This window comes from Enterovibrio nigricans DSM 22720, from assembly GCF_900167155.1.
GTDB lineage: Bacteria > Pseudomonadota > Gammaproteobacteria > Enterobacterales > Vibrionaceae > Enterovibrio > Enterovibrio nigricans.
This window is the reverse complement of record NZ_FUXU01000002.1, coordinates 79,672-92,065: the sequence shown is the minus strand read 5'-3', so window position 1 is coordinate 92,065 and position 12,394 is coordinate 79,672. Positions and strand designations below refer to the sequence as shown.

Genomic DNA, 12,394 nt, shown 5'->3' with positions numbered 1-12,394 from the left:
TACTTATGGCTTGGATCAACACGCTTGTTTTTGTGATCATCGGCATTGTCGTTGGCTTCATCATCGCCCGCCTTACAATGCGCGATAACGCTCAACAAAAAGACCTAAAAAAAGAGTTGGAAAAATCACGCTACGAGCTGGAGCAATATCGCCAAGAGCTTGTTGATTATTTCGCCCAAAGTGCCGAACTGTTAGACAGTATCTCTCGCGACTACAGTAAGCTATATCAACACATGGCTTCGACATCCGCAGAGCTTATGCCAAACCTGCCAGAACAAGACAATCCATTTGCTAAGCGCATCAGCAAAATCTCAGAAGTAACGGAAGATTCTTCATCTCAAGAGCAGCCACGAGATTACTCCGATGGTGCATCGGGTTTGCTGAAAAATGCGGAGCAAACAAGCAAAGCTAGTTAGCTTTGTCACAGTTTCGGTACACTTAGGTATTGAACTTTTTAACACAACCCCCACTCTTACTTCGTACCTATTGTGGGGAGTGTGTTTATGAAAAGAACGTCTTTAGTTACATTGAGTGCATTAGCGCTCGCTGCTAGCACGACTATTACTGCTTTACCAGCTACTGCGGCACTGCCTAGTGCTGTAGCGGGCGAAAGTTTGCCTAGTTTGGCACCCATGCTTGAAACCGTCAGCCCTGCCGTCGTCAGCATCGCTGTAGAAGGTAGCCATACCTCAACCCAGCGTATTCCTGAATCTTTCCGCTTTTTCTTTGGCCCTGATTTTCCATCTGAACAGGTTAAGGAGCGACCTTTCCGCGGTTTGGGATCGGGTGTCATCATTGATGCCGACAAAGGGTATATCGTCACCAACCACCACGTTATCGATGGTGCTGATACGATCCGAGTCCAATTACACGATGGACGTGAATATGACGCTGAACTGATTGGCAGTGACAGCATGTCGGATGTGGCGTTGCTGAAGCTAGAAAAAGCGGATGAATTAACAGAAATAAAACTGGCTGACTCAGACAATCTGCGTGTGGGCGATTTCGCCATTGCTATCGGCAATCCATTTGGCCTAGGTCAAACCGTGACTTCCGGTATCATTTCTGCACTTGGCCGTAGCGGCCTGAATTTAGAAAACTTTGAAAACTTTATTCAAACGGACGCTGCTATTAACAGCGGCAACTCCGGTGGTGCGCTGGTAAACCTCAATGGTGAGCTGGTTGGTATCAATACAGCTATCTTAGGTCCGAATGGCGGTAACATCGGCATCGGCTTTGCTATTCCTGTCAACATGGCAAAAAACCTCGTCGACCAGATCCTTGAGTTTGGCGAAGTAAAACGTGGCGTATTAGGCGTGCAAGGCGGTGAGCTTACCAATGAACTGGCAGAAGCATTTGGCTATGAAACGAATCATGGTGCTTTTGTCAGCCAAGTCGTCCCAGACTCAGCGGCTCAAGCTGCGGGTATTCAAGCTGGCGACATTATCGTATCCGTAAACGGGAAAGACATTCGCACATTTGGCGAGTTGCGGGCGAAAATTGCCACCCTTGGGGCTGGCAAGAACGTGAAACTGGGTATTATCCGCGATGGCAAAGAGAAAACGGTCACGGCAAAGCTCAAAGAAGCAACGCTGGCCAAAGCCAAAGCGGAAACTTTGCATGAAGCCCTAAAAGGTGCCGAGCTAGAAAACTATGCTGAAGGTAAAGTGAAAGGCGTTCGCGTTTCTAACGTTGAGAAGGATTCCACGGCTGCACGCTATGGCCTGAAAGAAGGCGATGTCATCGTAGGTCTTAACCGAAACAAGGTGAAAAACCTAGGAGACCTTCGCAAAGAGCTCGAAAGCAAGCCTAGCGCTCTGGCACTGAATATCCTACGAAATGGCGCTTCAATGTATTTAGTGATCCGTTGATATAACCTAAGTCACATCAGGGACCTGAATCAATTTTAGGTTCCTGATCCTCCCTCTCTTCTTCTACTCTTGTCGCTATTTCAATGCTATGCTTTGCACCTCGGATTTTAGTCGGTGTAGGGAATGACCATGCTGTCACTTTTAGCGCGTTCAGCAGTTTACGGCGTATTTGTCGCTGTCATTCTGTTGTTTGCCGTTCCCTCTCTGAGAACCAGCCAACTCTTCCCTGATGTTGCACTCGTTCAGTTTGAAACTAACGAATCACTGCTTTCCTACAATTACGCCGTGCGCCGAGCATCACCAGCCGTCGTCAACATCTACACCCGAAGATACAGCAATGAGAATCGCCTTCAATTGAATGCTGAAGGGTTAGGATCTGGCGTAATCATGAGTGACAAAGGCTACATCGTGACGAACTATCACGTAGTGGCTCGCGCTGATCAGATCATTGTTGCCTTACAAGATGGCAGGATCAGTACCGCACAGTTGGTGGGGAAAGATCTTCGTACCGATCTCGCTGTCGTAAAAGTTGATCTCGATGATCTGCCTGTCATTCCTTTTAATGACAGTTACGACCCGTCGGTTGGGGATATCGTACTGGCGATAGGCAACCCTTATAACCTCGGACAAACCACCACATTTGGCATCATCTCCGCCACAGGTCGTCCAGGCATGAGTTTTAATCAGCGTCAGGATTTTCTTCAAACGGACGCAGCTATAAATCGCGGCAACTCCGGCGGTGCGTTAGTGAATAGTCGAGGAGAGTTGGTAGGCATTAACACGGCTTCATTCCAGCAAACTACTGACATTGATACCTATGGTATTTCGTTCGCTATTCCCTATACGCTTACCGTAAAAATCATGCAAAAGTTGATTGCAGATGGACGCGTTATTCGCGGTTATCTTGGTGTCGAAGGCCGAGAAGTGAACCAAGTCATGGCGAGACTTCTCGATGCAGAACAAGTCCGTGGCGTGTTAATTGCGAGCCTTGCTCCGGATGGCCCAGCCGAAAAGTCAGGCATTAAGGTGAACGACCTTATCGTTGAAATAGACGGAAAACCAATCAATAGCTTCAGGTATGCGCTTGATATCGTTGCTGATACTCGTCCAGGCACTGAAGTTCCTTTCAAACTCATCCGTGACGGCAAGCCGATCGAAGTGATGGTTACTATCGGTGAAGATCCCGCCCGATAAAAAGAAACCCTATATATAAAAAAAGGTCACCGAAGTGACCTTTTTCTGTTTGGCGATTGCCTTATTCGCTAAAACGCTCAATGTGCACACCCAAACCTTTCAGTTTACCTTCAATGTGCTCATAACCACGATCAATGTGGTAAATACGATCAACGATGGTTTCACCTTTAGCAATAGCACCTGCGATAACAAGGCTCGCTGACGCGCGAAGATCTGTCGCCATCACTTGTGCACCGCTCAAGCCGTCACAATCACCGCACACTACGGTGTTGCCTTCGATTTCAGCATGTGCGCCCATACGCTGTAACTCAGGCACATGCATAAAGCGGTTTTCGAAAATGGTTTCGGTGATGATACCCGTGCCTTTCGCCATCAGGTTCAACAGCGTGAACTGTGCCTGCATGTCCGTAGGGAAACCAGGATGTGGCGCCGTACGAATGTTGACTGCTTTCAGTTCACGATCCGTCATGTCCAGCGAGATCCAATCTTCACCCGTTTCAACCAATGCACCCGCTTCTTCGAGTTTTGCCAGTACCGACTCCATCAACTTTGCTGATGTATTTCGGCACGTGACTTTACCGCCAGAGACGGCCGCAGCAACAAGGAAGGTACCCGTTTCGATACGGTCTGCAACCACCTCGTGGTAACCGCCACCTAGACGTTCTACCCCTTCAATCGTGATGCTGTCTGTCCCCGCGCCTGATACTTTCGCACCCAGCATGTTCAGGAAGTTCGCACAATCAACAATCTCAGGTTCACGTGCGGCGTTTTCGATAACCGTCGTGCCTTCAGCCAACGTCGCAGCACACATGATGGTTACAGTGGCACCAACGCTCACTTTATCCATGACGATATGCGCGCCTTTCAGACGACCATCAACGTGTGCTTTTACATAGCCTTCGTCGAGGGTGATTCTCGCACCCAGTTGCTCCAGACCGTGAATATGTAAATCCACAGGACGCGCACCAATCGCACAACCACCCGGTAGAGAAACCTGTCCCTTACCGAAACGTGCAACCAAAGGACCCAGAGCCCAAATAGACGCACGCATGGTTTTTACCAAATCGTACGGTGCACAAAACTCAGTAATTTCACTCGCATCTACATGCACAGAGCCATTGCGCGTGACTGTCGCACCTAAACGGCTGAGTAGCTCCATCGTGGTGTCGATATCGCGAAGCTTGGGAACATTCGCAACTTCTACGGGCTCTTCAGCAAGCAGTGCAGCGAATAGAATAGGAAGTGCGGCGTTTTTTGCGCCTGAAATAGTGACTTCACCACGCAGTGGGCCACCACCGTGGACACGGAATTTTTGCATGCTGTTCCTCGTGGACTTATAGCGGTTGCATCAGTTTTTTATCGCGTGCCCATTCTGCTGGGGTCAACGCTTTGATGCTTAATGCGTGTATGGCATTCGTTCTGATGTGTTCCATCAGTGGTCCATAGATTGTTTGCTGCTTTTTCACACGCGACATGCCGTCAAACAATTCACCCACAGCAACCACTTCAAAATGACTACCATCACCTTTCACAAGAATTTCGTCCAGTGACAAGGCATCTTCAAGAATTGCTTTAATTTCTGTAGGTTCCACAATCATTCCTCTTGAGCTGACTCAATAACGTCAGCGAAAAGACTTTCTACATTGCTCAGTGTAAGTAACATCCTAAGCGGTTCAGGGACGTTACGCAGAATCAGCGATTGATGATTCTCATTGAGTAGCTGCTGCAAATGCAGCAACATGGCCATACCTGCCGAATCAACACGCTGCAAAGCAGCGAGGTCTAGCGTTACTGTTTTCCCTTCGGGTAACCAGTTGGTACGGCACTTCCAAAATGGGGGCACTGTGTCACGATCAAGCTCTCCTGACAAGCAGTAATGTCCATTTGTGTGTCGTTCTATCGACAGTGGTGCATTCACGATTCTGTCTCTTCTTTCGTGATAGGTGCTTTGGCTCGCTGCACCATCTCTTTAGCCACTGTTTCTATACCATTTTTCTTACGTAGTTGTCCGCTCCACTCACTCGCCGTGGTATCGAGCATACTGACACCCTCAACCACAACATCAAAGCCTTGCCACTCGCCCGTTTTACCGTTTTTACGCAATTTAAAATCAAGACGAATTGGAGGACGAGAACTGTCGACAATATCTACGCGTACTGACACCACTTTGCGCTTCGGATCGATGGCTTTTTCTGGCTCTACCGTGACATTTTGATCTGTGTATTGCGTTAAGATCCGCGCGTAGGAGGCAACCAAATAATCATAAAATGCCGCCGTAAACTGGTCACGTTGATCTTTGCTCGCCTTATTGGCTCTAGGCCCAAGTACCTTCAACGCAGCTAAGCGAACATTGATGTGCGGCATTAGCTCTTCTACAACCACTTGGCGAAGCAATTCCGGATTGGCTTGATAAGTGTCTTTATCCGCTTTAAGACGGCTGAAAGCACTGTCTGCGACGCCATTAATTAATGTATAAGGATTCATCGAATCCACATCGGCTGCTGACGCAAAAGGTGCGCAAAACATTAGGACCAATGTGGAGGCTGCTGCTAGCCACTTTTTCATCATTGCTTACTCCTCCGTTCCACCCACGCTGTAAAGGAATTGACCAATGAGGTCTTCTAACACCATGGCTGAACGCGTATCTTCTAATAAGTCACCATCTTTCAGTAACAGGATATCCTCATCTATAAAACCGGGGCGAATCCCAATAAATTGCTCGCCGATTAGCCCTGACGTCAAAATCGCCGCTGAACTGGTTTCAGGGAAGTATCCATATTGGCTATCAATTTCCATTGTTACTGTCGGGATGTAATCGGGTGCAGACAGGGTGATATCACTCACTCGTCCAACAACCACACCACCTACTTTGACCGGGGAACGTACTTTCAAGCCACCAATATTGTCAAAGTGTGCTTCCAGCGTGTAATGATCAGCTCGGGTAAAGCTTTTGATATCCGCCACCTGAAATATCAGCAACAAAATGGCAGCAATACCTGCCAGAACGAAAGTTCCAACCCAAAATTCAGTTTTTCTATTTTGCTGCATTGATTAACTCCCAAACATCAGCGCTGTAAGGACAAAATCCAGACCAAGCACTGCTAAAGAAGAGTGCACGACGGTTCTCGTTGTGGCTCGGCTGATCCCTTCAGAAGTAGGAATCGCATCGTAGCCATTAAATAAGGCAATCCAAGTGACTGTGATGGCAAATACCACACATTTTACGAAAGATTGTCCGATGTCGTAGCCTAGCTCCACGGACGATTGCATGGTTGACCAATAGCTACCGTAGTCGATGCCTTTCCAATCGACACCCACTAACTGCCCCCCCCAAACGCCTACCATCATAAAAATCATGGCAAGCAAAGGCATTGAGATCACACCGGCCCAAAATCGCGGCGCTACCACACGACGAAGAGGGTCAACGGCCATCATTTCAAGACTGGAAATCTGTTCGGTCGCTTTCATTAAGCCAATTTCTGCCGTCAGTGCAGACCCTGCTCGCCCTGCAAACAATAACGCTGTTACCACAGGGCCAAGCTCGCGCAATAACGATAAAGCCACCATTTGTCCCAACGCACTTTCTGCACCGAAATCCGCCAGAACAAGATAGCCTTGAAGACTCAGTACCATGCCGATAAACAGGCCTGACACCATGATGATGGCCAATGAACGGACGCCAATGGAATAAAGCTGGGTGATGAGAAGCGGGAACATTTTCTTGGGTTGAGGCTTTCCTACGAGTGCCCCAACCAAGACAAATGTTGCGCGCCCCATAGCTTGCGACACCGACATGGCGCGAGCACCTAACGCTTGAACCATATTCACTATCACGAGAACAACTCCTGAGTTATATCCATTGCGGGATAACGAAAAGGGACGGGTCCATCTGCGTCACCCTTGAGAAATTGAACAACACGAGGGTCGTCATTCTCACGCAACGATTGCGGTGATCCGGAGGCAATGATTTTTCCATTTGCCAATAAATATACGTGATCAGCAATACTCATCACTTCTGGCACATCGTGAGACACGACAATGGATGTCAAACCTAATGCCTGATTTAGATTTCGTATCAGGGAAACCAACACGCCCATCGTTATAGGATCCTGTCCAACAAACGGTTCGTCATACATGATGAGTTCTGGATCAAGCGCAATTGCCCTAGCCAGTGCGGCGCGACGAGCCATCCCGCCGGAAAGGCTACTTGGCATCAGATCAGCAGCGCCCCGTAAGCCCACGGCTTCGAGCTTGAGTAAGACGATGGTTTTAATTAAGGACTCTGAAAGCTCAGTATGTTCGCGAAGTGGAAAAGCAACATTTTCAAACACTGTCATGTCAGTAAACAGTGCGCCCGATTGAAACAACATGCTCATACGCTTGCGCACTTCATAAAGACGAGATCGAGAAAGTGTGGGGATATTCTGTCCGCCAAACATGACGTCACCGGACTCAGGCAGCAACTGACCGCCAATCAGGCGCAGTAACGTGGTTTTACCTATGCCTGATGGCCCCATAATGGCTGTGACTTTACCCACCGGCACCGTGAGACTGACGTTATCAAAGATCATCCTTTCTCCTCTAGAGAAAGTCAGTTCACGTACTTCAACCAGATTCTCATCACTCATCGAATGCCTTAGTGCTGATTTTATTGAACATTAAGTGACTGATCATAGAGTGCTTGGGGGGGCAAAACAAGTAATTGCACAGTATTCATTTGCAAAGTTTCGGTTAAGATACGTTCAGAATCCCGGCATGCATTGTCCTTTAATAAAGACAACACAATAACGCCGTGCCACTGACAAAAAACGACAAAGTCTTATATCAAACAATAACCACCTCACACTGGTCAGCTAATTTGAACGCTCCATCGCGCCTATAATCTTGCCTGCAAACAAAATGTCACCTCTTAACATCAAGAGATAACGCCGTTTTTCTTCACATTTATCCCAATAGCGGTCAAAATTGCCCTTTTCACGCTTTCGCCCTATCGATTTTAGAAGGTATTTAAATGTTTGAAGCGACCGCCATATTAGTCGTAGGCCTATGTTTGTTGGTATGGAGTGCTGACAGATTAGTTTACGGTGCAGCCGCAATTGCCCGCAATGTAGGTATCTCTCCTCTTGTCATTGGAATGACAATTCTTGCGATGGGCAGCTCTGCCCCTGAAATGGTGGTATCCGCAACGGCTGCCCTCGATGGAAAAACTGACACGGCCGTTGGTAACGTGCTCGGCTCAAACATTGCCAATATTGCTCTCATTCTCGGTGTTACGGCGCTGATCAAGCCGCTTTCTATTAGCTCTGGCATTATTCGTCGTGAACTCCCGCTTATGCTGGGTGTCACCATTATTGCTGGAGCCATTTTGTGGGATAACTATCTCGGTTTTGGGGAAGGTGTTGCGCTTGCGGTGATGTTCGCTGCCTTCCTTCTTCTTATGATGAAATTTGGTAAAGATAGCGGTGCAGAAGACCCGATGTTAGTTGAGCAGGAAGCTGAAATCCCGCAGGGTGTCAGCAATGTCTCAGCGGCGATTTGGATTGTTATCGGGTTAGCTCTATTGATATTCAGCGCTGACATGGTGGTAGATTCCGCTGTCGTGATTGCAAAAGCATTTGGCATGAGTGATCTGGTCATAGGTTTGACAATCGTCGCAGTAGGTACCAGCCTTCCTGAGCTGGCTGCATCAGTAGCAGGAGTGATGAAAGGAGAGGATGACCTTGCTGTCGGTAATATTATCGGTTCAAATATCTTTAATATCCTCGCAGTTATGGGCTTACCCGGTCTTCTCGCACCATCGGAGCTGAATCCGCTGGCAATGGGACGCGATTTCTACGTCATGTTGGCGATATCGGTTTTGCTCTTTATATTCGCGGTTGGTAAATCACGCACTATTCGCCGCTGGGAAGGCATCGCCTTACTCACGTGTTTTGTAGGTTACCAAGGCTATTTGTTATCTCACGTTGCCGCTTAATACGGAGTCATTATGACTGAGTTTGATTTTCGCCAAGCTGGCATCTCGACGCTAAAAACGGAACTCGAAGCCATTGAGCAACTCGAACAGTACATTAACGACGACTTTTCTGAGGCATGCAGATTAATCCTGAATGCCAACGGTAAAGTGGTCGTAATGGGAATGGGCAAGTCAGGGCATATCGGTACTAAAATTGCTGCAACGCTGGCAAGCACCGGCACCCCTTCCTTTTTTGTTCACCCCGGCGAAGCCAGTCATGGCGACTTGGGTATGATTGAAAAAGGCGATGTTGTCCTCGCGATTTCAAACTCAGGTGAAGCCTCAGAGATTATTACGCTGCTGCCCGTTGTGAAGCGTCGCGGTATCACTTTAATCACCATGACCAGCAACCCGTCATCTACCATGGCGCGTCTGGCACAGGTCAATCTGTGCATCAAGGTACATAAAGAAGCCTGCCCGATAGACCTAGCACCAACCTCCAGCACCACAGCGACACTCGTGATGGGTGACGCGCTTGCCATGGCATTGATGCAAGCAAAAGGCTTCACTGCCGATGACTTTGCTCTATCACACCCAGGTGGCGCGCTTGGTCGCAAGCTTTTGCTTCGCATTGCCGACATTATGCACACGGGTGATGCCCTGCCTAAAGTGTCTCCGAACAGCACCATCCGAGACGCCTTGCTTGAAATGTCCGCCAAAGGGCTGGGTATGACCGCCGTGGTAGAAAGCGACGATACACTTAAAGGCATTTTTACCGATGGTGATCTGCGCCGTCTACTTGATCAACGCATTGATATCCACAGCACCGCGATCGGTAATGTCATGGGCAAGAACCCAACAACAGTCAGTGCCGATCTGCTGGCAGCCGAAGGGTTAAAAACCCTCGAAGAGAAAAAAATCAATGGGTTGCTTGTCGCTGAAAATGGCAAACTCATTGGCGCACTGAATATGCACGATTTACTGAAAGCTGGGGTCATGTAATGACAGAAACAACAGAAACCCTTTACGGCCCGGTCGAGACCCTTCTTTTTAAACGTGCCGCTGAAATTAAACTACTGATCTGCGATGTTGACGGCGTGTTCTCTGATGGACGCGTCTACATGGGCAATGATGGTGAAGAGCTTAAAGCTTTTCATACCCGTGATGGCTACGGTGTGAAATCTTTGATGAATGCAGGTGTTGAAATCGCCATTATCACGGGCAGAAAATCCGCCATTGTTGAGCGTCGCATGTCAGCGCTGGGTATTACACATATTTACCAAGGGCAAGACGATAAGGCCTCGGCGTATTTGGATTTAGTGAAAAAGCTCGCCATTCCGGCAGAGAAAACCGCGTATATTGGTGACGATCTTATTGATTGGACCGTCATGTCTCAAATCGGGCTGTCGGTATGTGTCAATGATGGGCATCCTCTATTGGCACAGCGAGCAGATTTTGTCACCCGCACCTTAGGGGGGTATGGTGCCGTTCGCGAAATTTGTGATTTGATCCTAGAAGCGCGCGGTGAACTCGATATACACAAGGGGCTGAGTATATGATATTCCGACATCTCGGTGTCACTCTCCTGCTTGCCGTGTGTGGCTACGCAGGATACTACCTGCTCAGCCAACACTATTGGCAGGAAGAGGTTCAGGTTGCACCGGATGCAGAAAAACCCTTATTTACTTCAGAGAATGTCGCTTCGACTAGCTACAACCAGGCAGGCATTCGCAACTATTTGCTGAAATCGACCTACCTGGAGCACTACCAGAAACTGGACGAAACCCATTTTAACGAACCTGTACTGTGGACATATAAAGACGGCGCAGATGAAGAATGGCGTGTCAGTTCAGATTTTGCTGTTTTGGACAATAACCAAATTCTGGTGATGACAGGCCGTGTCAGGATCTTTAACCTGTTACCCGATGCCCAAATTAAAGTCGTCACCACTGACGAATTGACGCTGGATCTGAAAACCCGCGATTTCTGGTCTGACAAAGAAACAGAAATTACCGGCGTAGGTCTTCAAACTCGCGGCGAACGCGTTAAAGGAAACTTTGGCACCCATCAGATGGAGCTGATTGAACAAGTGAAGAGCAGGTATGAATCAGAAAAGAAATAGCATCTTTGCCATCATAATGATGTTGCTGTCAGGCAGTGCCCTCGCTCTGTCATCAGACTCCGAGCAGCCAATATATATTGACTCAGACTCACAGAATTTGGACATGAAAACCAACACAGTGGTTTTCACTGGCAATGTGTTCCTGCGTCAGGGTTCCATTCGATTGAGTGCAGAAAAAGTGGTCGTTACACGTCCATCTGGTACCGAAGGCTCTGAGATCATTGACGCCTACGGTGCGCCAGCCACATTCCAACAAACGATGGATGACGGCAAAAAAATTGATGGCAAAGCGTTTGATTTTCGCTACGAAGTAGGTAAAAGCTTTTTGACCATGACCAAGGATGCTGTCTTAACGCAAGAAGGCGGCAACCAGATTGAAGGTCAGAAGATTACCTACAACATTGATAAGCAATTGCTTATGGCAGAAAGCGATAAGAGCAGTCGTGTGACCACGATTTTGCAGCCGCAAACGAAACAACAAGAAAAGAATTAATGCCTCATGGCCATACTTACCGCTAAAAACCTTGCCAAAAGCTACAACGGGCGCAAAGTCGTTACCGATGTTAGCTTGGAAGTTAAATCCGGAGAAATTGTTGGGCTATTGGGTCCTAACGGCGCAGGCAAAACCACCTCTTTCTATATGATTGTTGGTTTGGTCGCTCGTGATGAAGGTTCTATTCATATCGATGAAACAGACATCAGTATTCAACCGATGCACAATCGTTCTCGAATGGGGATTGGTTACCTTCCACAAGAAGCATCCATCTTTCGTAAACTCAGTGTGTACGACAATTTGATGGCTGTCTTGCAGACCCGCAAAGAGCTGTCTAAAGCTGAGCGACAGGATAAAGCTGAGGACTTGCTCGACGAGTTCAACATCCAACATATCCGCAACAGCATGGGTATGGCATTGTCAGGTGGCGAACGTCGTCGTGTTGAGATCGCTCGCGCTCTAGCTGCGAATCCAAAATTCATCTTGCTGGATGAACCCTTTGCGGGTGTTGACCCTATCTCGGTTATCGATATCAAAAAAATCATCGAGCACCTGCGAGACAGAGGTTTGGGCGTGTTAATTACCGATCACAACGTACGTGAGACACTGAGTGTTTGTGAGCACGCCTATATTGTTAGCCAGGGACACTTGATCGCACATGGCACTCCTGATGAAGTGCTAAATGATGAGCATGTAAAACGAGTCTATCTCGGGGACCAGTTCAGGCTATAGTTAAGAAATACGGTTGGCGTATTTACTTT

General features: G+C 48.0%; 16 protein-coding genes. 9 read left to right on the top strand and 7 right to left on the bottom strand.

Annotated features, from left to right (window positions below; genetic code table 11):
* Positions 1–5 precede the first annotated feature (5 nt).
* The 3 genes from zapG to degS all read left to right on the top strand — a co-directional run bounded on the left by zapG (position 6) and on the right by degS (position 3,065).
* Positions 6–416 carry a Z-ring associated protein ZapG gene (gene zapG / locus B5D35_RS01180; protein ID WP_078750795.1) on the top strand — a complete coding sequence of 137 codons (411 nt, stop codon included), beginning with the start codon at positions 6–8 and terminating at the stop codon, positions 414–416.
* Between the two features lie 87 nt (positions 417–503).
* Entirely contained in the window at positions 504–1,871 is a 1,368-nt protein-coding gene (locus tag B5D35_RS01175) for a Do family serine endopeptidase (protein ID WP_078750794.1), read from the top strand.
* A gap of 129 nt (positions 1,872–2,000) precedes the next feature.
* Positions 2,001–3,065 (top strand): outer membrane-stress sensor serine endopeptidase DegS, encoded by a 1,065-nt coding sequence (gene degS / locus B5D35_RS01170; RefSeq protein WP_078750793.1) that lies wholly within the window; start codon positions 2,001–2,003, stop codon positions 3,063–3,065.
* Positions 3,066–3,126: 61 nt separating this feature from the next.
* Here the strand turns inward: degS and murA are convergent, their stop codons facing one another.
* From murA to mlaF, 7 genes are read right to left on the bottom strand one after another with little or no spacing between them, the layout of a single operon-like run.
* Positions 3,127–4,383, bottom strand: coding sequence for a UDP-N-acetylglucosamine 1-carboxyvinyltransferase (gene murA, locus B5D35_RS01165; RefSeq protein WP_078750792.1), 1,257 nt, complete (start codon positions 4,381–4,383; stop codon positions 3,127–3,129).
* A 16-nt stretch (positions 4,384–4,399) separates the two neighbouring features.
* Positions 4,400–4,663: a BolA family iron metabolism protein IbaG gene (gene ibaG / locus B5D35_RS01160; RefSeq protein WP_425291076.1), complete on the bottom strand. Its 264-nt coding sequence runs from the start codon at positions 4,661–4,663 to the stop codon at positions 4,400–4,402.
* Positions 4,660–4,983 carry an STAS domain-containing protein gene (locus tag B5D35_RS01155; RefSeq protein ID WP_078750790.1) on the bottom strand — a complete coding sequence of 108 codons (324 nt, stop codon included), beginning with the start codon at positions 4,981–4,983 and terminating at the stop codon, positions 4,660–4,662. Before B5D35_RS01155 ends, ibaG begins: the two co-directional genes overlap by 4 nt.
* Positions 4,980–5,630, bottom strand: coding sequence for an ABC transporter substrate-binding protein (locus B5D35_RS01150; protein WP_078750873.1), 651 nt, complete (start codon positions 5,628–5,630; stop codon positions 4,980–4,982). The genes B5D35_RS01155 and B5D35_RS01150 overlap by 4 nt, the downstream gene beginning before the upstream one ends.
* A 6-nt stretch (positions 5,631–5,636) precedes the next feature.
* Positions 5,637–6,113 carry an outer membrane lipid asymmetry maintenance protein MlaD gene (mlaD, locus tag B5D35_RS01145; RefSeq protein ID WP_078750789.1) on the bottom strand — a complete coding sequence of 159 codons (477 nt, stop codon included), beginning with the start codon at positions 6,111–6,113 and terminating at the stop codon, positions 5,637–5,639.
* Between the two features lie 3 nt (positions 6,114–6,116).
* The gene (gene mlaE / locus B5D35_RS01140; protein WP_139367712.1) at positions 6,117–6,887 is read right to left on the bottom strand and encodes a lipid asymmetry maintenance ABC transporter permease subunit MlaE; all 771 of its coding nucleotides are present in this window, start codon (positions 6,885–6,887) and stop codon (positions 6,117–6,119) included.
* An 8-nt stretch (positions 6,888–6,895) separates the two neighbouring features.
* Positions 6,896–7,693 (bottom strand): phospholipid ABC transporter ATP-binding protein MlaF, encoded by a 798-nt coding sequence (mlaF, locus tag B5D35_RS01135; protein ID WP_078750787.1) that lies wholly within the window; start codon positions 7,691–7,693, stop codon positions 6,896–6,898.
* A gap of 383 nt (positions 7,694–8,076) precedes the next feature.
* On the opposite strand from mlaF, the gene B5D35_RS01130 reads away from it, so the two are divergent.
* Genes B5D35_RS01130 through lptB form a run of 6 tightly spaced genes read left to right on the top strand, consistent with a single transcriptional unit; the run spans position 8,077 to position 12,365 of the window.
* On the top strand, positions 8,077–9,039 hold the full coding sequence (locus tag B5D35_RS01130) for a calcium/sodium antiporter (RefSeq protein WP_078750786.1): 963 nt from the start codon (positions 8,077–8,079) through the stop codon (positions 9,037–9,039).
* A gap of 9 nt (positions 9,040–9,048) precedes the next feature.
* Positions 9,049–10,020 (top strand): KpsF/GutQ family sugar-phosphate isomerase, encoded by a 972-nt coding sequence (locus tag B5D35_RS01125; RefSeq protein ID WP_425291106.1) that lies wholly within the window; start codon positions 9,049–9,051, stop codon positions 10,018–10,020.
* The gene (kdsC, locus tag B5D35_RS01120; protein WP_078750784.1) at positions 10,020–10,577 is read left to right on the top strand and encodes a 3-deoxy-manno-octulosonate-8-phosphatase KdsC; all 558 of its coding nucleotides are present in this window, start codon (positions 10,020–10,022) and stop codon (positions 10,575–10,577) included. Before B5D35_RS01125 ends, kdsC begins: the two co-directional genes overlap by 1 nt.
* On the top strand, positions 10,574–11,140 hold the full coding sequence (gene lptC, locus B5D35_RS01115) for an LPS export ABC transporter periplasmic protein LptC (protein ID WP_078750783.1): 567 nt from the start codon (positions 10,574–10,576) through the stop codon (positions 11,138–11,140). Before kdsC ends, lptC begins: the two co-directional genes overlap by 4 nt.
* Positions 11,121–11,633 carry a lipopolysaccharide transport periplasmic protein LptA gene (lptA, locus tag B5D35_RS01110; protein ID WP_078750782.1) on the top strand — a complete coding sequence of 171 codons (513 nt, stop codon included), beginning with the start codon at positions 11,121–11,123 and terminating at the stop codon, positions 11,631–11,633. The genes lptC and lptA overlap by 20 nt, the downstream gene beginning before the upstream one ends.
* A 6-nt stretch (positions 11,634–11,639) precedes the next feature.
* Positions 11,640–12,365, top strand: a complete 726-nt coding sequence (lptB, locus tag B5D35_RS01105) for an LPS export ABC transporter ATP-binding protein (protein WP_078750781.1) — start codon at positions 11,640–11,642, stop codon at positions 12,363–12,365.
* Positions 12,366–12,394 lie beyond the last annotated feature (29 nt).

Coding starts and splice junctions, on each gene's coding strand:
- zapG (WP_078750795.1), top strand. CDS start 6: ATGGCTTGGATCAACACGCTTGTTTTTGTGATCATCGGCATTGTCGTT.
- B5D35_RS01175 (WP_078750794.1), top strand. CDS start 504: ATGAAAAGAACGTCTTTAGTTACATTGAGTGCATTAGCGCTCGCTGCT.
- degS (WP_078750793.1), top strand. CDS start 2,001: ATGCTGTCACTTTTAGCGCGTTCAGCAGTTTACGGCGTATTTGTCGCT.
- murA (WP_078750792.1), bottom strand. CDS start 4,383: ATGCAAAAATTCCGTGTCCACGGTGGTGGCCCACTGCGTGGTGAAGTC.
- ibaG (WP_425291076.1), bottom strand. CDS start 4,663: ATGATTGTGGAACCTACAGAAATTAAAGCAATTCTTGAAGATGCCTTG.
- B5D35_RS01150 (WP_078750873.1), bottom strand. CDS start 5,630: ATGAAAAAGTGGCTAGCAGCAGCCTCCACATTGGTCCTAATGTTTTGC.
- mlaD (WP_078750789.1), bottom strand. CDS start 6,113: ATGCAGCAAAATAGAAAAACTGAATTTTGGGTTGGAACTTTCGTTCTG.
- mlaE (WP_139367712.1), bottom strand. CDS start 6,887: ATGGTTCAAGCGTTAGGTGCTCGCGCCATGTCGGTGTCGCAAGCTATG.
- mlaF (WP_078750787.1), bottom strand. CDS start 7,693: ATGAGTGATGAGAATCTGGTTGAAGTACGTGAACTGACTTTCTCTAGA.
- B5D35_RS01130 (WP_078750786.1), top strand. CDS start 8,077: ATGTTTGAAGCGACCGCCATATTAGTCGTAGGCCTATGTTTGTTGGTA.
- kdsC (WP_078750784.1), top strand. CDS start 10,020: ATGACAGAAACAACAGAAACCCTTTACGGCCCGGTCGAGACCCTTCTT.
- lptC (WP_078750783.1), top strand. CDS start 10,574: ATGATATTCCGACATCTCGGTGTCACTCTCCTGCTTGCCGTGTGTGGC.
- lptA (WP_078750782.1), top strand. CDS start 11,121: ATGAATCAGAAAAGAAATAGCATCTTTGCCATCATAATGATGTTGCTG.
- lptB (WP_078750781.1), top strand. CDS start 11,640: ATGGCCATACTTACCGCTAAAAACCTTGCCAAAAGCTACAACGGGCGC.